This is a genomic window from Microbacterium sp. S308A+ (assembly GCF_049800815.1).
Lineage (GTDB): Bacteria > Actinomycetota > Actinomycetes > Actinomycetales > Microbacteriaceae > Microbacterium.
Map to the genome: position 1 here is coordinate 378,475 of NZ_JBNAFT010000002.1, position 21,008 is coordinate 399,482.

The following is a 21,008-nucleotide window of genomic DNA, read 5'->3' on the forward strand; positions in this document are numbered from 1 at the left end:
CCGACCTCCAGAGAAAGAGATGCCATGACCACGCAGATCGCCCCGAACGAGCAGGAGCTCCTCGACCGCGTCCCCACCGGACTGTTCATCGGCGGGCAGTGGACCACGGCGGAGCGCACGTTCGACGTGCAGGACCCCGCGACCGGCGCGGTGATCCGCACGATCGCGGACGCCACGCCGGAGGACGGCCTGCGTGCGCTCGACGCCGCGGTCGCCGCGCAGGACGCCTGGGCGGCGACCCCTCCGCGCACCCGCAGCGACATCCTCCGCAGGGCCTTCGACCTCGTCCAGGCCCATAAGGAGGACCTGGCGCTCCTGATGACCCTGGAGATGGGCAAGCCCCTCGCCGAGGCACGCGGCGAGGTCGTCTACGGCGGCGAGTTCCTGCGCTGGTTCAGTGAGGAGGCCGTGCGGATCTCGGGACGCTACGGGCTCAATCCGGAGGGCACGGGACGCATGGTCGTCTCGCAGCGGCCGGTGGGACCGTCGTTCTTCATCACGCCGTGGAACTTCCCGTTCGCCATGGCGACGCGGAAGATCGCTCCCGCGCTCGCGGCCGGCTGCACCGTGATCATCAAGCCGCCGGCGCTGACGCCGCTGACGACGATGTTCTTCGCCACGCTTCTGGAGGAGGCAGGACTCCCCGCCGGTGTCGTGAACGTCGTCCCGACCTCCCGCTCCGGTGCGCTGTCCGGGCCGATCATCGCGGACCCGCGGTTGCGGAAGCTCTCGTTCACCGGGTCGACCGAGGTGGGTCGTCGGCTCATCGCGCAGGCAGCCGAGGGCGTGCTGCGGGTCTCGATGGAGCTCGGCGGGAACGCGCCGTTCGTCGTCTTCGAGGACGCCGACCTGGACAAGGCGGTCGAGGGTGCGCTGGCGGCGAAGTTCCGCAACATCGGACAGGCCTGCACGGCGGCCAACCGGTTCATCGTGCACCGTGACGTCGCCGACGAGTTCGCTCGCCGGGTGTCCGCCCGTGTCGAGGCGATGAAGGTCGGCCGGGGCACCGAGGAGGGCGTGGCCATCGGCCCGCTCATCGACGCGGACGCCGTGGCGAAGGCGGGCGAGCTGGTCGGCGACGCGGTGGACCGCGGAGCCAGGCTGCTCGCCGGCGGCAACGCCGTCGACGGCGTGGGGACGTTCTACGAGCCCACGGTCCTGACGGACGTCGTGGCCGGCAGTGCCATCCTGCGCGAGGAGATCTTCGGACCGGTGCTCGCGATCGCCACTTTCGCCGACGAGGCGGAGGCCGTGCGGCTGGCCAACGACACCGAGTACGGCCTGGTCTCGTACGTGTTCACCGAGGACCTCGCCCGGGGGCACCGGATGATCGACGCGCTCGAGACGGGCATGATGGGCCTCAACGTCGGGGTCGTGTCCAACGCCGCGGCGCCGTTCGGAGGGGTCAAGCAGTCCGGGGTCGGACGCGAGGGCGGATTCGAGGGGATCCATGAGTTCCTCTCCACGAAGTACACGCTGATCCCCACGGACTGACCACGCAGCTCCGTCCACCACCAGCAGCCAACCGAGAGGACTCCGACATGACCGAGTACGCCGTCGTCAATCCGGCCACGGGCGAGACCGTGGCCACCTACGACACCTTCACCGACGCGCAGATCGACGACGCGGTCGCCCGTGCGCACACCGCCGCGGCCTCCTGGGGGCGGACCCCGGTCGCCGAGCGGGCGGCCGTGATCCGCCGCATCGCCGAGCTGCACCGTGAGCGCCGCGAGGAGTTCGCCGAGATCATGGTGCGAGAGATGGGCAAGCCGCTCGCGGCGGCGCGGGGAGAGGTCGACTTCGCCGCGGACATCGTGGAGTTCTACGCGGACAACGCGGAGCGGATCACCGCCGACCAGCCGCTGGAGATCCTCGGCGAGGGCACCGCGGTGATCCGTCGTGCACCGCTCGGAGCGCTCTTCGGCATCATGCCGTGGAACTTCCCGGCCTACCAGGTCGCTCGTTTCGCCGCGCCGAACCTGGCGCTGGGCAACACGATCATCCTCAAGCACGCGCCGCAGTGTCCGGAGTCGGCGGCGCTGCTCGAGGAGATCTACCGCGCGGCGGGACTCCCCGAGGGCGGCTACGTCAACGTCTACGCGACCAACGAGCAGTCCGCCGCAGTCATCGCCGACCCTCGCGTCCAGGGCGTCTCGGTGACCGGCTCGGAGCGGGCCGGCGCCGCCGTCGCCGAGGTCGCGGGACGCAACCTCAAGAAGGTGGCGCTCGAGCTCGGCGGATCCGATCCGTTCATCCTCCTCTCCACCGACGACCTGGACGCGACCGTGCAGGCCGCGGTCGACGCGCGTCTGGACAACAACGGCCAGTCCTGCAACGGAGCCAAGCGCTTCATCGTGGTGGACGCCCTGTACGACGCGTTCGTGGAGAGGTTCGTCGCTGCGCTCGCCGCGGTCAAGGCATCCGACCCCATGCAGGAGGACACGCTTCTGGGGCCGCTCTCCTCTCTGGCCGCGGCCGAGCGCCTGCAGGAGCAGATCGACGCCGCCGTGGCGCAAGGTGCGACCCTGCTCACGGGCGGCACCCGCGAGGGCGCTTTCTTCGCGCCCACCGTGCTCGCCGACGTGACCTCGGAGATGGACGTCTACCGGGAGGAGCTCTTCGGCCCCGCCGGGACCGTCTACCGTGTCGCCGACGAGGACGCCGCAGTGGCGCTCGCGAACGACACGTCCTTCGGCCTCGGCTCATACGTGTTCACCACGGATCCTGTCCAGGCGGAGCGCGTCGCGAATCGTCTCGAGGCGGGCATGGTCTATGTGAACGTCGTGCTCGCCGACAGTCCTGAGCTGCCGTTCGGCGGGGTCAAGCGCAGCGGCACCTCGCGCGAGATGGGCCTGCTCGCCGCGGAGGAGTTCGTGAACAAGAAGCTCGTCCGCGTGGGCTGAGCCCTCCGCAAGCCCGGCATCGCCCGCGCCGCGGGCGATGCCGGGCTTTCTGTGTCAGGGGACGGCGCGGGGGGATCGGAGGGACGTCATCAGAGACAGGCGACCTTCGTCGCCTCGGGCCGGCTGCCCCTCCGGGACGAGAGCCCTCTCCCGTGCACGGCAAGGGGTAGCCTCGAAGGACCGGTCCCTTCGCGAGAGGATGCCATGACCACCGTCGCCGAGAACATCGTCCAGACTCTCCGTGCGAACGGGGTGAAGCGCGTCTACGGGATCCCGGGGGACTCGCTCAACGGATTCACCGATGCGCTGCGCAAGGACGGCGGGATCCGCTGGGTCCATGTACGCCACGAGGAGTCGGCGGCGTTCGCGGCCGCCGCCGAGGCCGCCCTCACCGGCGACCTCGCCGTCGTCGCCGGGTCCTGCGGGCCGGGCAACCTGCACCTCGTCAACGGGCTCTACGACGCCAACCGCTCACGGGTCCCGGTTCTCGCCATCGCGGCGCACATCCCGACGAGCGAGATCGGCACCGCCTACTTCCAGGAGACGCACCCGCAGGAGCTGTTCCGGGAGTCGAGCGTGTACGTCGAGTACGTCGCCGACCCCGGGCAGATGCCGCGGCTGCTGGAGATCGCGATGCGGACGGCGATCGAGCGTCGCGGCGTCGCAGTCCTCGTCATCCCCGGCGACGTCGCGCTCGCCGAGGTCAGGGCTCCGCGCGTGACGGTCCTCGAACGAGCCCGCCCCGTCGTCGTCCCGAGCGCGGAGGAGCTGGAGAAGGCCGCGACGCTCCTCAACGGCGCCGGGCGCGTCACCATCCTGGCCGGCGCGGGTGCGCAGGGCGCGCACGAGCCGCTCCTCGCGCTCGCCGACCGGCTGGCCGCTCCGATCGTGCATGCTCTCCGGGGCAAGGAGTTCGTGGAGTACGACAACCCGTTCGACGTCGGGATGACGGGGCTTCTCGGCTTCGCCTCCGGCTATCGGGCGATGGAGGGCGCCGACGCGCTGCTCGTGCTCGGCTCGGACTTCCCGTATCCCCAGTTCTACCCGGCGTCGGCCACGACGATCCAGGTCGACATCCGCGGCGAGCAGCTGGGCCGCCGGCACCCGCTCGACCTCGGGCTGGTCGGAGACGTCGGGGCCACGGCGGAGGCTCTGCTGCCGCGGCTGCGCGCGGGGCGGGATCGCGCCCACCTGGAGGACGCCACCGCGCACTACCGGAGGACGCGGGCGAAGCTCGACGAGCTCGCCGTGCCCTCGCGCGGTTCTGCGCCCATTCATCCGCAGTATCTCGCCCGCCTGCTCGACGAGGCCGCCGCGGACGACGCGGTGTTCACCGCGGACGTCGGCTCCCCGACGGTCTGGGCGGCGCGGTACCTGAGCATGAACGGCCGGCGCCGCCTGATCGGCTCCTTCACCCACGGGTCCATGGCGAACGCCCTGCTGCATGGGATCGGCGCACAGGCGGCTGAGCCGGAGCGACAGGTGGTCGCTCTCGCCGGCGACGGAGGGCTGACGATGATGCTCGGCGAGCTGATCACGCTGACGCAGAACGAGCTGCCGGTGAAGACGATCGTGGTGAACAACTCCTCCCTCAACTTCGTGGAACTGGAGATGAAGGCGGCGGGCTTCGTCAACTACGGGACCGGCCTCACGAACCCCGACTTCGCGGCCGTCGCGCAGGCGATGGGGCTCTTCGCGCGCCGGGTGGAGCGGTCAGAGGACCTCCCCGGCGCGTTGCGCGAGGTGCTCGCGCACGACGGCCCCGCCCTCCTCGACGTCGTCACCGAGCGGCAGGAGCTGTCGATGCCGCCGAACGTCACCGCGGAGCAGGTCAAGGGGTTCGCGCTCTACGCCATCCGCACGGTCCTGTCGGGGCGGGGCGACGAGCTGCTCGACCTGGCGAAGGCGAACTGGCGCCAGCTCTTCTGAGCCGGCCGGGTCAGTCCTCGGCGAGTGCGCGAACCTGGGCGGCCTCGGCGGCGCGACCCTGCCGCTCCAGGACGTCACCGAGCTCGAGCGCGGCGATCTGTCGGAGCGGCGGGACCTGCTCCGCCTGCTCCAGGACCGCACGGTAGGCCGCGATCGCGTCCTCGTCGCGCCCGTTGCCGCCGAGCACGCGGGCGGCGAGGAGCGCGGCGCTCCCGGCGGACTGCGCGTCTCCGGCCGCCGCATATCCGTCCGATGCCGTGAGGGCGGCCGAGACCGCCTCGTCGACACGGTCCATGGCGGCGTAGGCCCGCGCCCGAGAGTCGGTCACGTCGGCGAGCAGCCACGACGCCTCGTTCTCCGCCGCGAGGCGCTCGACCTCGTCGAAGAGCGCGAAGGCGCGCTCGTCCTGCTTCGCGCCGTAGGCCTGGCCGAGGTTGTGCAGCACCTCGACGACCGCGCCCAGCGCGTCGGGGGCGGTGCGGACCAGCCCGGCCGCCGCCTCGAGCGTCTCCACCGCCTCGTCCTGCTCGCCGAACTGTCCGAGCAGGCGCGCCTGCTCCAGCATCGCCATCGCCTGGTCCGCGGGCGCCTGCGCCTCGCCGAACAGTTCCGCGGCGTAGCCGAACGCGCCGTAGGCCTGGCCGTACTCCTCCGAGGCGCGCAGCGCGCGGGCGAGCATCGAGACCGTCATCGCCCGGCTTCCCGAGGAGACCTCGGCCTCCTCCTCCAGCTTCAGCACGTCGCCGAACACCTCGGCGGCCTCCGCCCCGTCGCCGGCGGCGAGCATCGCCCGGCCGACGCGGTACTTCGCGCCAGCCACGTCGCCGCCTTCCTGCTCGGCGAGGCGCGCGGTGACGCGATAGCGAGCCAGGGCCTGCTCCGGCTCGCCCGCGTCCTCCCAGAGCGCTCCTGCGAGCAGCTGCGCGTTGGCGAGGGCGCGGCGACCCCCGAGCTCGGCGAGGAGGCGGCTGAGCTCGTCGGCGTCTGCGGCGCCCGCGGCGAACTCCTCGCGGCCGCCCCGGATCCGGGCGCGCACCTCCAAGGCGCGGGCGCGGATGCCGGCGTGGGCGTCGGGATCGGAGAGCAGACGCTCGACCTGGACGAGGACCGCGTCGGTGTCGTCCTTCTGCAGCAGCGCCCCGATCGCGGCGAACACCGTTCCCCAGACCATCCGCGGGTCGTCGGCGGCGGCGAAATGTCGGGCCGCCTGCTCGGCGAGCTCGAGGGCCGCGTCCGGGTCGTCGCCGATGCGATGGGTCGCAAGGGTCAGCGCCATGTCGCCGCGGACGGAATCGGGAAGGCCCGCCGAGTCGGCATAGGCCAGGCGGAGCTCCTGATCCTCCTCCGGGGTCGCCTCGCCGAACATGGCGAGCCCGAACCGCTCCTCCACGGCAGCCTGCTCGTCGTCGCCGGCTTCGCGGAGGGTTCGCAGACGGTCGGGGAGCAGCGCCAGGGCCTCCTCGGTGCGGTCGAGATGCGCGAGCGCGGCCAGGCGCTGACCCGTGAGGATCACCCGTCGGCGCAGGTCGACCCCGTCGATCGCGTGGGGCAGAGCCTCCAGGGTCTCGTGCGCCGCGCCGAACGCGGCGAGCGCGATCGTCCGGCGGTACCAGCCGTCGGCGTCGGTGGGAGTGGTGTCCGGCGCAGTGGCGGGCAGCACGTCGGTGCGGATCGGGACGACGAAGTTCTCGGTCGCGAGCGCACGGGCGTCGGCGAGGCGACGGGCGTGGTTGTCGGAGCCGTCGCGCTCGTCGAAGCCCTTGCCGAGGCGCTCCGCCGCCGCCCACGACGAGACGGCGAGCTCCGTCGCGGTCCACGGCCCCTCGTGCGGTCCGAAGAAAGGGACGAGCTCGGGGGCGTCGGCCCCGCGCACGGGGGCATCGCCGTGACCGGCCGCGGTCACGCGGTCGAGGGTCGTCCCGATTGCGGTCAGCATCGAGAAGTGTGCCCGGACGTTGAGGCGGTCGTGCGCGAGCCATCCGATGTGCCGCTCGACGAGCGTGATCGCTCGTGCCTCGTTGCCGGTGATCGCGCAGAAGACGATGTTGCGGGCGATCGTGCCGAGCATGTCCGGGTTGTCTTTGGACAGGCGGTAGCTGCGCAGGTGCGCGGCCTTCGCCTCCTCCGGCTTCTCCTCGTGCAGATAGGGGATGAGAGAGATCGAGAGCGCGTGCTCCGGCTCCTCGCCGCAGGAGTATCCGCCCTCGATCATCTCCTCGACGAGACGGATCGCCTCCGGCTCGCGCCCGGTCTCCGCGAAGAACCCGGCGATCTGGCTCCGGCCGCAGGCGTCGCAGTGGCTGTGCGAGTCGCGCGGGGTCGCCTCCAGCCGGACGCGCAGCCGCTCGGCGTCATCGAGGCGCCCTGCCGCGTGCGCGTCCTCGAAACGCGCCATCAGCACCCCGCTCATGCCGAGACCCGCGGCCCGGTAGTGCGACTCCATGTCATCGAGCACCGCGCTGATCTGCTCCGGGGCGAACGCGGGCGAGGATCGCAGCGAGGACGCCATCCACTTGAACTGCCAGAGGAGGTCGGCGGCGCCGTTCTCGATGTCGGCGGGGAAGCGGGCGGGGTCCGCGTCATGCCGGGCGAGGCACCAGGCGAACGAGTTGAGCATCAGGTCGGTGAGTCCGCCCATGTTGGCCGAGGCGGTCTGCCGCATCCTGGCCTGATACTCCAGCTGCTCGTCCCCGATCTCCACGGCCAGCGCGACCGCCTCGTTCACGAGGTTCTGCTCGTGCGGCCCCCAGGGTGTGCGATCGATCTCCTCGATCAGCTGGGCGAAGCGCTTCTTCGGGCGAGGCATGCGGGTCTCCTTGGGGGTGTCGGAGGCGGCGACGGGACGAGGGCAGGGGTGCTCAGTCAGCCAGCGGCGGCAGCGGATGGATGGGGATCCCGGCCGAGAGGGCGACGAGGTCGGCGAGGGCCCCGGTCATGAGGGCGCGGTCGGCGTCGCCCAGCGGGCGATGTCCGGCCAGCAGAGCCTGGATGTACAGCAGCTGCACGGTGCGCGCGAAGACCGCGTCGTCGGTGACGTCGCGGAGGGCGCGCACCACGCGGTTCGACCAGTTCAGGCACAGTCGTGCGGCGAGGTCATCGCTCTCGCGCCCGAGGCCTGCCACGTCGTCGATGCGGTCGAGCACGCCGCCCCACAGCGCTCCGGTGATCCCCTTCGTGCGCGTGCGGTCGATCCGACGCAGCACGGCGGGATCGGCGACGTAGAGGGCGGGGAGCTCGGGCTGGTCGATCGTGCGGACGACGACCGCGCAGCCGATCTCCGCCAGGACCCCGCCGGCGCGCTCCTCGAGGGCGAGCGCGGCGGCACGGTCGTCCAGCGGCGGGGGGTCGAGACGGTCGAGCTCGCCCACGACGTCCACGCGCTCGACGGATACAGCAGGGTAGAGGTCGGGCAGGTGCCTGAGGAGATCCGCGTCGTAGAGGTAGCCGCCGTTGACGAGGATCTGGTCGCTCCTCCCGATCCCGGCGACCTGGCGGAATTCGTCCACGCTCTCGGCGTACCGGATCTGGGGGAAGCGCTCCACGAGGTCGCCCACCGTCATCGTCCCGCGGGTGGTCTCCACGGTCAGCCATCGGGTGATGAAGCGGGCCAGCTCCTCGTCGTGCCGGATGAGTGACTTCAGGCCGACCTCGTGCACGGCGACGAACTGCGCGAGCCGATGGGGCTCGCGTAGCCCGAGCTCCAGCACCCATCGTCGGATCCCCGCCCCGAGCTGCTCGCGCACGTGGGCGAGCGCCGCGTCCTCGACGAGCGACTCGCGGCTCGCGGTGGGGGAGAGCGCGGTGGAGTCCACGACGGCGCGCACGAAGAACGCCCAGTCGGGGAGGACGTCGTCGGCGCGCTCGGAGAGCAGCATCCGTCCGAGGTACATCCGCGTGGCCTGGCGGGCGCCCGGAGGCGGCGCGAACGGAAGGACGTAGGCGATGCCCTGCGTCCCCGTCCCCGGCTCGGAGAGCTCGATCATGTCGAGCGGGGCTGCGCCGAGCAGGTCCCTGCCGTACTGGAGAGCGTCCTCCGGGGCGTCGTGCGCCGAGAGGAAGGGTGCGGAACGGGTGATCGTCGCCGTCGAGCCGGAGGGAAGCTCGAGCTCCACCTCCACGGGGAGGAACTCGGCGAAGACGGTCGCGAGCTCGCGCACCGCCTCGGTGCGCAGGAGGTCGCCCTGGTCGAAGCGCGGAGTGAGGTGGACGCTCGTCCCGATGGGAAGGTCTCCGTCGAGCTCGCGGACGCGGAAGGTGCCGCTCGCCGATCCGATCCACTCCACCGGCGCGCCGCCACGGGCGCTGCGGGAGCGGATGACGATCTCGTCCGCGACCATGAAGCAGGACAGCAGACCGATGCCGAACTGGCCGAGGTAGTCGCTGCGGGGGAGGTCGAAGATGTCGCGCTTGGAGCTGCGGCCCACCGTGGCGAGGAGATCGGCGACCTCGGCGGCGGTGAGGCCCACTCCGTCATCGGTGAGGACGAACTCCTCGCGCTCCTCGGTGAGCGGGAGGATGCGGATGCGGCCGCCGCCGCCGTCCACCTCAGCGCGTGCGGCGATCGCGTCTCTCGCGTTCTGCAGGAGCTCGCGCAGGTAGACGCGCGGGCTGGAGTAGATATGGCGGCTGAGGAGGTCGACGACGCCTCGCAGATCGACCTGGAACTGCTGCTCGTCCGCGCTCATCATCGCTCCCTCCCGCGCACTCTTCCTCTGTCCTCTGCAACAGGATGGTGCTGGAGTCCGCGTGCCGAGCCTAACAACTCCGCTCTCGCCTGCCCACGAACCTCTTGGACGCGCCCGGGAAACCATCGGGGCGCAGACCGTTTCGACCCGGGGCGGAGCATGCCGTACACTGGTCGAGCAGTAGATGTCTGCATTCTTTCGCCGTGCCCTGGTCAGCGACCGGGTGGCGGAAGAAGGCGGGCGGAGGCCCCCGGGTCTCTAGGGCGGTAGCTCAATTGGCAGAGCAGCGGTCTCCAAAACCGCAGGTTGCAGGTTCGATTCCTGTCCGCCCTGCGCGTCAGCTCGTCGCTGACACACGAAAGGTACATTGAGGATGGTTCAGGACGCATCGGACGCTGTGGTCTCCGCAGCGAACGGCGGGGGGAGCCCGGGCAAGAGGCTGGGCTTCTTCGGACGGATCGCGCTCTTCTTCCGCCAGGTGATCGCCGAACTCCGCAAGGTCGTCACGCCGACGCGCAAGGAACTCGTCAAGTACACCCTTGTCGTCCTGGGGTTCGTCGTGGTGATGATGGGTCTCGTCTACGGGCTCGACCTGGTGTTCTCGTGGCTGACGACGCAAGTCTTCGGGGTTCCCGGGAAGTCTGCGTGACCCCGCGGCCGAAGCGCCGAACCTGACCGAAAGTGGAGCAAGTGTCTGAACGATTCACCGACGACGCCGACTGGGCCACCGCCGCAGAGCAGTCCAGCGAGGAGGACGAGGCCCAGGAGGGCAGCGTCCTCTCCGAGGAGGAGCGCGCCGTCACCGCCGCCGAGCAGGTCGCTCTGCACATCGAGGGCGACGGCGAGATCGAGGACATGGACGAAGACATCGACATCGAAGACCCGGAGGCGGACGCGATCGTGAACGACGCTCTCAACCTGGACGAGGCGGCGGAGTCCGAAGCCGCAGCCGAGGTCCTGAACGACGCGGTGGCCGAGGAGGCCGCCGATCTGGAGGCCTCGACCGCTGACGAGGTCGCTCCCTACGACGGCCCGGACGTGAACGGCGAGGCCGACGACGAAGGGGCGTCCGAGGAGGACCCCTACGAGGCGTTCCGCCTTGACCTGCGCATGCTTCCGGGCAAGTGGTACGTCATCCACTCCTACGCCGGCTTCGAGCGCAAGGTGAAGGCCAACATCGAGCAGCGCAAGTCGACGCTCGAGGTGGAGGACGACATCTATCAGGTCGAGGTCCCGATGGAGGACGTCGTCGAGATCAAGAACGGCCAGCGCAAGATGGTCACGCGCGTCCGGATCCCGGGCTACGTGCTCGTGCGCATGGAGCTCAACGAGGACACCTGGTCGGTCGTCCGCCACACTCCCGGCGTCACCGGCTTCGTCGGCAACGCCCACAACCCGACGCCGCTCCGTTTCGAAGAGGCCTTCAACATGCTGAAGTCGCTCGTCGAGGTCAAGGACGTGCCCACGGCCAAGGCCGTCGCGGCCAAGGGGGGCACGGCGGTGGCCCGTCCGCTCGCCGCCGAGATCGACTTCGAGGTCGGCGAGACCATCACGATCAAGGAGGGCTCGTTCGCCGGCCTTCCCGGATCCATCTCCGAGATCAAGCCGGAGAGCGGCAAGCTCACGGTCCTCGTCTCGCTGTTCGAGCGCGAGACCCCGGTCGAGCTGTCGTTCGACCAGGTCACCAAGATGATCTGATCCCGCAGCGGGTCCGCGAAAGCCCTGTCGGCGTGTCCGGCAGGGCTTTCGCGTCCCGGTGCGTCCCGCTGTTCCTCGTGTCCCAGCGATCCCTCTGGCTGAGCGGCATGAGCGGGATCCATGAGGTAGACTCGGGTGGTTTGCGGCGTGCTTTCGGCATGTCCGCGAACCCCACCGCGTCCCGGAACCGCCGGGTCCGCGGGAGAGCGGCTGCACACGGCATCCGCTCGAGAAAGGAAGAGAAATGGCACCGAAGAAGAAGGTGACCGGCCTGATCAAGCTTCAGATCAACGCCGGCGCCGCCAACCCGGCGCCGCCGATCGGCCCCGCGCTCGGTCAGCATGGCGTCAACATCATGGAGTTCTGCAAGGCGTACAACGCCGCGACGGAGTCGCAGCGCGGGAACGTCATCCCCGTCGAGATCACCGTCTACGAGGACCGCAGCTTCACCTTCATCCTGAAGACCCCGCCGGCCGCCGAGCTCATCAAGAAGGCCGCGGGTCTGCAGAAGGGCTCCGCTACGCCGCACACGGTCAAGGTCGGAAAGATCACGAAGGATCAGATCCGCCAGATCGCCGAGACCAAGCAGGCCGACCTGAACGCGAACGACCTCGACTCCGCGTCGAAGATCATCGCCGGGACCGCCCGTTCCATGGGCATCACGGTCGAGGACTGAGGGAGATAACGATGGCTACCAAGTCCAAGGCTTACAAGAACGCCGCCGCGAAGATCGAGGCGGACCGCTTCTACACCCCGACCGAGGCTGTCGCCCTCGCGAAGGAGACCGGCTCGGCGAAGTTCGACTCGACCGTCGAGGTCGCGTTGAAGCTCTCGGTCGACCCTCGTAAGGCCGACCAGATGGTGCGCGGCACCGTCATCCTCCCGCATGGCACGGGCAAGACCGCCCGCGTCATCGTGTTCGCGACCGGCCCCGCGGCCGAGGCGGCGATCGCGGCGGGCGCCGATGAGGTCGGCGGCGCCGAGCTCATCGAGAAGGTCGCCGGCGGCTGGACCGCGTTCGACGCGGCTGTCTCCACCCCGGAGCTCATGGGCCAGGTCGGCCGACTCGGCAAGGTTCTCGGCCCCCGCGGTCTGATGCCGAACCCGAAGACCGGCACCGTGACCCCGAACCCGGCCAAGGCCGTCGAGGAGATCAAGGGCGGAAAGATCGAGTTCCGCGTCGACAAGCACGCCAACGTGCACTTCGTCGTGGGCAAGGCCTCGTTCTCGGCTGAGCAGCTCGACCAGAACCTCGCCGCCGCGCTCGAGGAGATCGTGCGGCTGAAGCCGTCGAGCTCCAAGGGGCGCTACATCCAGAAGGGTGCCGTGTCGACCACGTTCGGCCCCGGCATCCCGCTGGATGTCAACGCCATCTGAGCCTGACGCTCACGTCACGAAGGCCCCCGCTTCGGCGGGGGCCTTCGTCTTTGCATCTTTCTTCGACGGCGGCTCCTCGTTCCCGTCGCTGGATCTGTCGCCTTCCGGACCCTGTGGCGACAGACCTCGCGACGGGAGTGACCGAGGGCAGGGGAGTCAGCCGAGAAAGACGGGCAGGAGCAGGCTGACGCCCATCACGACCAGGATCGCGGCGATGGCCGTGTCGAGGATCCGCCATGCACGCGGGGTGCGCAGCCAGCGCCCGAGGTGGCGCGCGCCGAACCCCAGACCGAAGAACCATACGATGCTCGCGAGGATCGCGCCGCCGGCGAACAGCCAGCGCTGCTCGCCGTGCGTCGCCGCGATGGAGCCGATCAGAAGCACGGTGTCCAGATAGACGTTGGGGTTGAGCCAGGTGAAGGCGAGGGTGGCGAGGACCACCGGCGCGAGCGGGCTGCGCGTGAGCGTGGCGGCGCGCCCGGTCCCTGCGCGCTCGCCCTGGACCTCCGCCGGGACGTCTTCCGCCGGAGACGGAGCGCTCCCTCCGAGAGCAGAGCCCGCGTGCGCCGGGGAGGCGTCGGCGAGGAGCGCCTCGCCATCCGCCTTCCACGCTCGCCGGGCGGCGAGGACTCCGTAGAGGATGAGCGAGACCGCGCCCGCCCAGCGCGCGACCACGATGAGCCACGGCAGTGACGAGACGACGTAGCCGAGGCCGGCGGTGCCGACGAGCACGAGCATCGCGTCGGAGGTCGCGCAGATCAGCACCACGGGCAGCACGTGCTCTTGGCGCAGCCCCTGGCGGAGCACATACACGTTCTGCGCGCCCACGGCGACGATGAGCGAGAACATGAGCCCGAGGCCGGCGAGGAGCGTGAGCATCCTCCGAGGATAGAGATGTCTTTGCCTTCACCTCCAGCGAAGTCTTCTTATGTGAATTTAGGATCGCTTATGTGCAGCTGGATCCGGACTTCGCGCGGACGATCGCGACCGTGCTCGACGAGGGCAGCTTCGACTTGGCCGCCCGCCGGCTGTCGCTCACGCCGTCCGCGGTGAGCCAGCGGGTCAAGACTCTCGAGCAGCAGCTCGGCCGCATCCTGCTCGTGCGCAGCAGGCCCGTGCGCGCGACCGAGGCAGGAGAGGCGGTGGCCCGGTTCGGGCGGCAGGTCGCGCTGCTCGAACGTGACGCCGTGGCCGGCTTCGGTCTCGCGGGCGAGTCCGAAGGCGTGCGGATCCGGGTGCCGCTCGGGGTCAACGCGGACTCGATGGCTACCTGGTTCCTCGCGCCGCTGTCCCGTCTCGCGGAACGCCATGAGGTGGAGTTCGACCTGCACCGGGACGACCAGAACTTCACAGCCCGGCTGCTCGAGTCCGGCACGGTGATGGCCGCCGTCACCTCCGAGGCGGAGCCGGTCGGCGGCTGCAGGGCGGAGCCCCTCGGCGCGCTGCGCTACGTCGCGGTGACGACCGCCGTCGCCATGGAGCGTTGGTTCCCCGCCGGGGTCACCGCCGAGGCGCTGTCGATCGCGCCCTTCGTCGACTTCGACCGTCGCGACCTCCTGCAGCACGACTGGCTCCGTGCGCGAGGTGTCGACTCCTGGACGGTTCCGCGGCACTACGTACCCGCCTCCGCCGACTTCGCGGCGGCCGTCGAGCTCGGGCTCGGCTGGGGGCTGTTGCCGGTGATGCAGGCCGAGGCGGCGCTCGCGACGGGGCGGCTGGTGCGTCTCGACGAGGCCGAGACCGCGGTCCCGCTGTTCTGGCAGCAGTGGAACCTGCGCTCTGCCCTCCTGGACGCGATCGCGGCCGAGATTCGTGCCGAGGCGTCCCGCGTGCTCGGCTGAGCGAACCGGATGCGGTGCCGGGGCGAACCGTGTGAACCGTCGTGCATCGATGGCGGATCGCCGCGGATCGCCCCGAGCCTCCCTGGTGCCGCGTGGCTGCGCGCCATAGGGTCGTGGCATGGCCTCTGAGCGCATCACGCTGACCGTGCCCGGCCCCGCGGGCGACCGGGAGATCGACCTGTCCAACCCGAACCGGGCGATCTGGCCGGCGCCGGAGAAGGGGCCAGGCGCAGGGACGCCGATCACCAAGGCCGAGCTCGCCGAGTACGTGCAGGCCGTCTCCGTCCCGTTCCTCGCGGCCAACGGCCACCGTCCCGTCTCCCTGGAGCGTTTCCGCGACGGGATCGGCGGCGAGAGCTTCTTCTCGAAGAACCCGCCGAAGGGGACGCCGGACTACGTCGAGAACGTCATGGTCACCTACAACAGCGGGCGTCGTCATCCGCAGCTCGTCCTCACCGAGGCCGCGGCCGTGGTCTGGGCCGTGCAGATGAACACGGTCGTCTTCCATCCCTGGGCTTCGGTCGCAGACGACACAGACAACCCCGTCGAGCTGCGCATCGACCTCGACCCGCAGCCGGGGACCGGGATCGCGGACGCGATCGTCGCCGCGCACGAGCTGCGGTCCGTGCTGCGGGAGGCAGGGCTCGATGCATTCATCAAGACGAGCGGCAACCGTGGCCTGCATGTGTTCTGCCCGATCGTCCCCGAGCACGAGTTCCTCGTCGTGCGGCACGCGGTGATCGCGGCCGGGCGCGAGCTCGAACGACGAATGCCGGATCGTGTGACGACGAACTGGTGGAAAGAGGAACGCGGCGAGCGCGTCTTCGTCGACTTCAACCAGGCCAACCGGGACAGGACCATGGCCGGCGCCTACAGCCCCCGCGCGCTTCCCGGGGCGACCGTATCCACCCCCATCGCCTGGGAGGAGCTGGACGATCTCGATCCCCACCGGTTCACGGTCCGCACGATCCCGCGGCGCCTTGAGGAGGTCGGCGATCCCTGGGCGCACATGTCCCGGAGTGCGGGCCGGATCGACGCGCTGCTGGAGTGGTGGGAGCGGGACGTGGCGGACGGGCTGGGCGAGCTGCCCTTCCCTCCCGAGTTCCCGAAGATGCCGGGGGAGCCGCCGCGCGTGCAGCCGAGCAAGAAGGTCGCCGCGAACTGGGATGAGAACGGCGAGCCGGTCGGTCCCTGATCCGCTTCCGTCGAGACTCCCGATCGGCCGGTGGAAACCCGGTCAGTCGATGACGTCGGCGAGGTCGTAGCCGGCGACGGTCTCCAACTGCTCGTACGTGCACGAGCGGGGCTCTCTGTCCTCCCGCCACCGGGCGAACTGGACGGTGTGCCGGAACCGCCAGCCCTCCAGCTGGTCGTAACGGACCTCGAGCACGCGTTCGGGGCGCAGACGGACGAACGAGACGTCCTTGCCGCCGCTGAAGCGGGAGCGCTCGCCCTCCCCGGTGACCGCCGCCCCGGTCTCGTCCCGTTCCACGAGGGGCGCCAGATCCTCGACCAGCTGCTGCCGCATCGCGTCACTCCACGCCGCCACGCCGCCGACCTGCCGCAGAACGCCGTCGTCGCCGTACAGACCCACCAGGAGCGAGCCGACACCGGATCCGCTCTTGTGCACCCGGTAGCCGAGCGCGACGACGTCGGCCGTACGCGCGTGCTTGACCTTCAGGAGCGTGCGCTTGCCCGGCGCGTAGGGGTGCGCGAGCGGTTTTGCGACGATCCCGTCGAGCCCGGCGCCCTCGAACTCCGCCAGCCATCGGGATGCCAGTCGCGGGTCCTCGGTCGTGCGCGTGAGGTGCAGCGGATGGGCGGCGCCGGCCAGGAGCGCCTCCAGACGTGCGCGACGCTCGGCGAACGGACGCTCGCGGAGATCCTCCTCGCCGTCGGCGAGGAGGTCGAAGGCGATGAACATCGCGGGCGTCTCCGTGGCCAGACGCTGCACCCGCGATTCGGCAGGGTGGATGCGCTGGCTCAGCGCCTCCCAGTCCAGGCGCTGCGATCCCGGCACGCCGGTCGCCACCACGATCTCCCCGTCGAGGAAGCACGGACGAGGGAGGAGGCGGGGGACAGCGTCCACGAGCTCGGGGAAGTACCGGGTGAGCGGCTTCGCGCCCCGCGAGCCGATCTCCACCTCGTCGCCGTCCCAGGCGAGGAGGCCGCGGAAGCCGTCCCACTTCGGTTCGAACAGCAGTCCGCCTTCGACCTTCGCCGGATCGGGGACGGCCGTCGCCGCCTTGGCGAGCATGGGTGCGGGGATCTCGTAGCGCATGGATCCATCCTGGCGTCCGCCGCGCCGGCGGGCCAGAGGCGAACGGGGTGGCGCCTCAGGGGGCGAACAGGTCGGCGAGCCCCACGCGCTCCCCGGCGTCCTCGAGCACGGTGCGCGCGGCATGCCACCCGGCCATGCCGTTCACCCCCGGCCCCGGCGGCGTGGCGGCGGACGCCAGGTACACGCCCGGCATCGGAGTGCGCCAGGGGGCGCGGGAGAGGACCGGTCGTGCCACTGCCTGACGCATCGTGAAGGCGCCGCCGAAGATGTCCCCGCCGATCTCGGCGGGATTGAGGCGAACACGGTCACGGGGGCGCACCGCGTGATGCGCGAGGATCCGGTCACGGAACCCGGGGGCGAACCGCTCGATCTGGGCGGTGACGAGCGCGGTCGCGTCGATGCCTGCGTCTGCGGGCGCGTGGATGTAGGCCCACAGCACGTGGCCTCCCGAGGGAGCGCGGCTGTCGTCGAGCACCGAGGGCTGGACGGCGAGCACGTAGGGGCGCTCGGAGACTCGTCCCTGTGCGACGGCGTTCTCGCTCGCCCAGATCTCCTCCCTCGTTCCTCCGACGTGCACAGTCGGAGCGAGAGCGACCTCGGGATTCGTCCACGGCACGGGGCCGTCGAGGGCGAAGTCGACCTTCGCCGCCGCCGCGCCGTACCGATAGGCGCGGATCGCCCGGGCATAGGACGGCGGGACATCGGGCATCGTCAGCGCGAGTCGGGGCGAGGTGTTCAGGACCAGCACATCTCCGTGGCCGGGCGTCCCCCAGTCCAGCCTCGACAGGTCGTGCACCGGAACGCCGGTGTGGATCGCGCCGCCGTGTGCGCGCAGGTCGTCGGCGAGAGCGTCGGCGATCCGCTGCGCACCGCCGCGGGGGTACGGCCAGCCGCCCGCGTGCGCCTGAGCCATGAGCAGGAGGCCGGCAGCGGCCGCGCTGAGCGAGGGCAGCGCGGTGTTGGCATGCGCGACGACACCGGCCACCAGCGCCGCGGCCTCCGGGGTGCGGAACGTCCGGGCGGCCAGCGGCGTGCCCTGCTCAAGCATCCGCAGACCGAAGCGGACGGCGGAGACCGGATCGTGGGGGAGGCGCAGCAGCGATCCGCCGGTGAGGTCGAGCACGCCCTCGATGCGCGAGCTCAGCGGCCGTAGCAGCGCGCGCCAGGCGCGGCCGTCCTGGCCGAGCGCATCGGCGGTCCGCTCCACGTCTCGCCAGGCGATCGCCGCTCGCCCGCCGTCAAGGGGGTGCGCATATGCCGCCTCCGGCATGATCCACTCGATCCGGTCTCGTCCGAAGGCGCGGAAGAACGGAGACGAATACGCGGCCGGGTGGACGGCGGCGCAGACGTCGTGCACGAAGCCGGGCAGCGTCGACTCCTCGCTGCGCACGCCGCCGCCGATCGCGTCGGCTGCCTCCAGGACCTGGACGGCAAAGCCGGCACGGGCGAGGGACACGGCCGCGGCGAGACCGTTCGGGCCGCTCCCGATGACGGTGGCGCGGGGCATGCGGCCAGTCTCGCACGGCGGATGCGGAGCCGGCGGACGCGTGGGATCCTGGAGGGGATGAACGAAGTCCAGGGCCCCACTCCCACCGGCACCTCCCGTCCCTACAAGTCGCTCGCGGAGGCGCTGCGCGCACATCGCGTCCCCGCCGAGAACCATGACCTCATCACCGCGATCGCGGACGCGGTCGGAATCAGCACCTTCATCGACCGCGGTCGCTACATCGAGGCGATCCGTCGCGGGGACGGGGCAGCGCTGCACATCGGGAAGACGTACACCAACGGTTTCGCCGAAGACGAGTCGATCCTCGTGGGCGGTCGCGCGCTGTCGCTCGCCCCGAGCGAGGGCCGCCCGCCGTACTTCTACGTCACCCATCCCAGTGCGCTCCCCGATGCGCCGGCGGTCAGGCGTACGGCCAGCGGCCGGGGCGCGAGCAGGCCGAGGCCGACGCCGCGGACGCCGAAGCCGGCCGAGCGGGACTACGGCGTCTGCGACGTGTGCTTCATGGTGAAGACGCCGTCCGGTGGGTGCGCCTGCGACTGACCGGACGGCGTCTCGCCGGAGCGCGGCTCAGACGAAGGCGCTCATCCCGGTGATGTCACGTCCGAGCAGGAGAGCCTGCATGCTCTCGGTGCCCTCGTAGGTGTGGATCGCCTCGATGTCGGCCATGTGCTGCATCACCCCGTTCTCGAGCAGGATGCCGTTGCCGCCGAGCAGATCGCGCGCGGTGGCGGCGATGCGCCGGGCGGTGCGGGTGTTGTGGAACTTCGCGAGAGACGCCTGTGTGGGGCGCAGCTCGCCGGCGGCGTCGAGATCGGCCATCCGCCGACAGAAGAGCTGCATCGAGGTCAGGTCCTCCAGCATCTGCGCGAGTCGCTCCTGGACCATCTGGAACTTCGCGAGCGGCTTGCCGAACTGGATGCGCTGCGTGGCGTAGGCGAGGGCCGCCTCGTAGCAGGCGGTGGCGTGACCCAGCGCCGACCAGGCCACACCGGAGCGGGTCGCATAGAGCACCGTCGAGGCGTCCTTGAAGCTCCGGGTCCCCGGGAGCACGGCCTCGAGCGGGACGCGCACGTCCTCGAGACGGATGTGTGCCTGGTGGATGCCGCGGAGCGAGGCCTTGCCGGCGATGACCGTGGCCACGTAGCCCGAAGTCTCCTGCTCGACGAGGAAGCAGCGGACGGCGCCGTGCTCCGGTGTCCCGTCGTCGTCGACGCGCGCCCAGACGAACGTGATGCCGCCGGAGGCGCCGTTGCCGATCCACTTCTTCGCGCCGCGGATGATCCACTCATCGCCTTCGCGTCGCGCCGTCGTCTCGAGCGAGACCGAGTCCGAGCCGTGGTCGGGCTCGGTGAGCGCGAACGAGGCGAGGACGGTGGCCTCGGCGATCGGCTTCAGCCAGCGGTCCTGCTGTGCGCTGCTGCCGAAGAGCGCGAGGGTGCGCAGGGCGAGTCCTCCCTGCACGGCGAGGATGGTGCCGAGCGAGCCGTCACCGCGGGAGATCTCCATGTTCACCAGGCCTGCGGCGAGTGGGGAGAGGCGCGTGAGCGCGGGGTGATCGACGCCGTCCACGACGAGATCACAGTCGCCCATCCGGCGTGCGGCGTCGAGCGGGTACTCCGCGCGGTCCCAGGCGTCGGCCATGCGGGGGGCGATCTCGTCGACGTAGGCGCGGGCCCGATCCCACGCCGCGCGGTCGGCGTCGGAGACGTCGGCGAAGACGGCGTAGTAGTCGGTGTCCTGCCGGCCCGTGACGTCGTAGGACGTGACGCTCTCGCCGGGAAATGGTGTTGCGCTGCTCATGGGGGCTCCATCCGATATGAGACCCAGTCTCACGTTCTCCGGGACAGCGTACCGCCGTGCGGGTTCCTGCAGGGGAACGGGTCGTCTCTGCGCGGATGAGGCTGCGACCGGCGGCCTCGGCGAAGGGCGGTTTCGGTGGCAGGCGCCCCGCGTGCTGTGCCGTGGCTAGCCGAGATCCTCGCGCAGGCGCCGGGTGATCTCCGCCATGGGCATCGAGCGGGGGAAGACGGCGACGACCATGGCATCGTCCTCGGGCGCTGTCGCCGTGTCGGGATGCACGGCGAAGCGTCGCATCACGTCATCCAGGGCCCGGCGCAGCACCGTCACGGGAACCCGCCCGCCACGGAGGAGGCGGCGGAGCACGTGGTTGTGCGCGGCGGTGACGTGAGCGGCGAAGCCGACGGCGTCGAGGGGGTCCATGCCGGGGAGAGACCGGCGCAGGTAGTCGTCGAAGAGGCGTTCGTATCGGAAGACGGTGACGATCTCGCGGTCGCGGAGGACCGGCTCCTTGCGGACCACCTCGTAGCGGCGACGTGCGAGCTGCGGGTCGTCGGCAAAACGCCGGAACACCATGACGGACGCCTCGCACACGGCCGCCCAGGGATTCGGGTGCGGACGATCGAGGTAGTCCCGCAGGGCGGTGAGCAGCTCCTCGTGGTCGGCGAACACGACGTCGTCCTTGCCGCCGAACTGCCGGAAGAAGGTGGAGCGTGAGATTCCCGCGGCCTTGGCGATCTGCTCGACCGACGTCGCGTCGAAGCCGTGCGTGGCGAAGAGGTCGAGGGCGGCGGCGACCACGGCGGTGCGTGCGGCGGACACGTCGGCGTGCTCTGTCATAGGACGAGAGCCTAGTCCCGCGCACGTGCAGCCGATGCGGGGGCCTGCGTCCCCTGCGTCGGTGTGAGCTTCGTGCGTCCGCTACATGGTGTTCAGGCGGAGGGGGTAAGCTGAGGGATTGGTCGATATCTCGACATCGAGAGACTTTTC

At 70.7% G+C, this 21,008-nt stretch carries 17 protein-coding genes and 1 tRNA gene; 11 read left to right on the forward strand and 7 right to left on the reverse strand.

What is annotated here, in order from left to right:
- Window positions 1–24 precede the first annotated feature (24 nt).
- The 3 genes from ACP15J_RS07580 to poxB all read left to right on the forward strand — a co-directional run bounded on the left by ACP15J_RS07580 (window position 25) and on the right by poxB (window position 4,832).
- Window positions 25–1,494, forward strand: a complete 1,470-nt coding sequence (locus ACP15J_RS07580) for an NAD-dependent succinate-semialdehyde dehydrogenase (protein WP_424936402.1) — start codon at window positions 25–27, stop codon at window positions 1,492–1,494.
- 47 nt (window positions 1,495–1,541) lie between these two features.
- Window positions 1,542–2,903 carry an NAD-dependent succinate-semialdehyde dehydrogenase gene (locus ACP15J_RS07585; RefSeq protein ID WP_424936403.1) on the forward strand — a complete coding sequence of 454 codons (1,362 nt, stop codon included), beginning with the start codon at window positions 1,542–1,544 and terminating at the stop codon, window positions 2,901–2,903.
- Window positions 2,904–3,107: 204 nt separating this feature from the next.
- A complete protein-coding gene (gene poxB, locus ACP15J_RS07590; protein WP_424936404.1) occupies window positions 3,108–4,832 on the forward strand; it encodes a ubiquinone-dependent pyruvate dehydrogenase in 1,725 nt (574 codons plus the stop codon).
- A gap of 10 nt (window positions 4,833–4,842) precedes the next feature.
- Here poxB and ACP15J_RS07595 read toward each other — a convergent pair whose 3' ends face one another.
- The gene (locus ACP15J_RS07595; protein WP_424936405.1) at window positions 4,843–7,638 is read right to left on the reverse strand and encodes a hypothetical protein; all 2,796 of its coding nucleotides are present in this window, start codon (window positions 7,636–7,638) and stop codon (window positions 4,843–4,845) included.
- 52 nt (window positions 7,639–7,690) lie between these two features.
- On the reverse strand, window positions 7,691–9,517 hold the full coding sequence (locus ACP15J_RS07600; protein WP_424936406.1) for an HSP90 family protein: 1,827 nt from the start codon (window positions 9,515–9,517) through the stop codon (window positions 7,691–7,693).
- 260 nt (window positions 9,518–9,777) lie between these two features.
- Here ACP15J_RS07600 and ACP15J_RS07605 point away from each other — a divergent pair.
- The 5 genes from ACP15J_RS07605 to rplA all read left to right on the forward strand — a co-directional run bounded on the left by ACP15J_RS07605 (window position 9,778) and on the right by rplA (window position 12,592).
- A tRNA-Trp gene (locus ACP15J_RS07605) sits at window positions 9,778–9,850 on the forward strand.
- A 40-nt stretch (window positions 9,851–9,890) separates the two neighbouring features.
- On the forward strand, window positions 9,891–10,166 hold the full coding sequence (secE, locus tag ACP15J_RS07610; protein WP_197220661.1) for a preprotein translocase subunit SecE: 276 nt from the start codon (window positions 9,891–9,893) through the stop codon (window positions 10,164–10,166).
- A 41-nt stretch (window positions 10,167–10,207) separates the two neighbouring features.
- Window positions 10,208–11,215, forward strand: coding sequence for a transcription termination/antitermination protein NusG (gene nusG / locus ACP15J_RS07615; RefSeq protein WP_424936407.1), 1,008 nt, complete (start codon window positions 10,208–10,210; stop codon window positions 11,213–11,215).
- A 244-nt stretch (window positions 11,216–11,459) separates the two neighbouring features.
- Window positions 11,460–11,891, forward strand: a complete 432-nt coding sequence (gene rplK / locus ACP15J_RS07620; protein WP_424936408.1) for a 50S ribosomal protein L11 — start codon at window positions 11,460–11,462, stop codon at window positions 11,889–11,891.
- 11 nt (window positions 11,892–11,902) lie between these two features.
- Entirely contained in the window at window positions 11,903–12,592 is a 690-nt protein-coding gene (gene rplA, locus ACP15J_RS07625) for a 50S ribosomal protein L1 (protein WP_424936409.1), read from the forward strand.
- A 156-nt stretch (window positions 12,593–12,748) separates the two neighbouring features.
- Here rplA and ACP15J_RS07630 read toward each other — a convergent pair whose 3' ends face one another.
- Window positions 12,749–13,471 carry a LysE/ArgO family amino acid transporter gene (locus ACP15J_RS07630; protein ID WP_424936410.1) on the reverse strand — a complete coding sequence of 241 codons (723 nt, stop codon included), beginning with the start codon at window positions 13,469–13,471 and terminating at the stop codon, window positions 12,749–12,751.
- A 71-nt stretch (window positions 13,472–13,542) separates the two neighbouring features.
- Between ACP15J_RS07630 and ACP15J_RS07635 the strand changes: the two genes are divergently transcribed.
- Both ACP15J_RS07635 and ligD read left to right on the forward strand, forming a co-directional pair.
- Complete coding sequence (locus tag ACP15J_RS07635; RefSeq protein ID WP_424936411.1) at window positions 13,543–14,433, forward strand: LysR family transcriptional regulator ArgP; 891 nt, start codon at window positions 13,543–13,545, stop codon at window positions 14,431–14,433.
- Between the two features lie 118 nt (window positions 14,434–14,551).
- On the forward strand, window positions 14,552–15,628 hold the full coding sequence (gene ligD / locus ACP15J_RS07640) for a non-homologous end-joining DNA ligase (protein WP_424936412.1): 1,077 nt from the start codon (window positions 14,552–14,554) through the stop codon (window positions 15,626–15,628).
- Between the two features lie 42 nt (window positions 15,629–15,670).
- Here ligD and ACP15J_RS07645 read toward each other — a convergent pair whose 3' ends face one another.
- On the reverse strand, window positions 15,671–16,714 hold the full coding sequence (locus ACP15J_RS07645; protein WP_424936413.1) for an ATP-dependent DNA ligase: 1,044 nt from the start codon (window positions 16,712–16,714) through the stop codon (window positions 15,671–15,673).
- Between the two features lie 55 nt (window positions 16,715–16,769).
- Window positions 16,770–18,221 (reverse strand): phytoene desaturase family protein, encoded by a 1,452-nt coding sequence (locus tag ACP15J_RS07650; protein ID WP_424936414.1) that lies wholly within the window; start codon window positions 18,219–18,221, stop codon window positions 16,770–16,772.
- A gap of 57 nt (window positions 18,222–18,278) precedes the next feature.
- Between ACP15J_RS07650 and ACP15J_RS07655 the strand changes: the two genes are divergently transcribed.
- A complete protein-coding gene (locus ACP15J_RS07655; RefSeq protein ID WP_424936415.1) occupies window positions 18,279–18,761 on the forward strand; it encodes a hypothetical protein in 483 nt (160 codons plus the stop codon).
- Between the two features lie 27 nt (window positions 18,762–18,788).
- On the opposite strand, the gene ACP15J_RS07660 is transcribed toward ACP15J_RS07655, so the two are convergent.
- Window positions 18,789–20,021 carry an acyl-CoA dehydrogenase family protein gene (locus tag ACP15J_RS07660; protein ID WP_424936416.1) on the reverse strand — a complete coding sequence of 411 codons (1,233 nt, stop codon included), beginning with the start codon at window positions 20,019–20,021 and terminating at the stop codon, window positions 18,789–18,791.
- Between the two features lie 165 nt (window positions 20,022–20,186).
- Window positions 20,187–20,858 carry a TetR family transcriptional regulator gene (locus ACP15J_RS07665; protein ID WP_424936417.1) on the reverse strand — a complete coding sequence of 224 codons (672 nt, stop codon included), beginning with the start codon at window positions 20,856–20,858 and terminating at the stop codon, window positions 20,187–20,189.
- Between the last annotated feature and the right edge of the window lie 150 nt (window positions 20,859–21,008).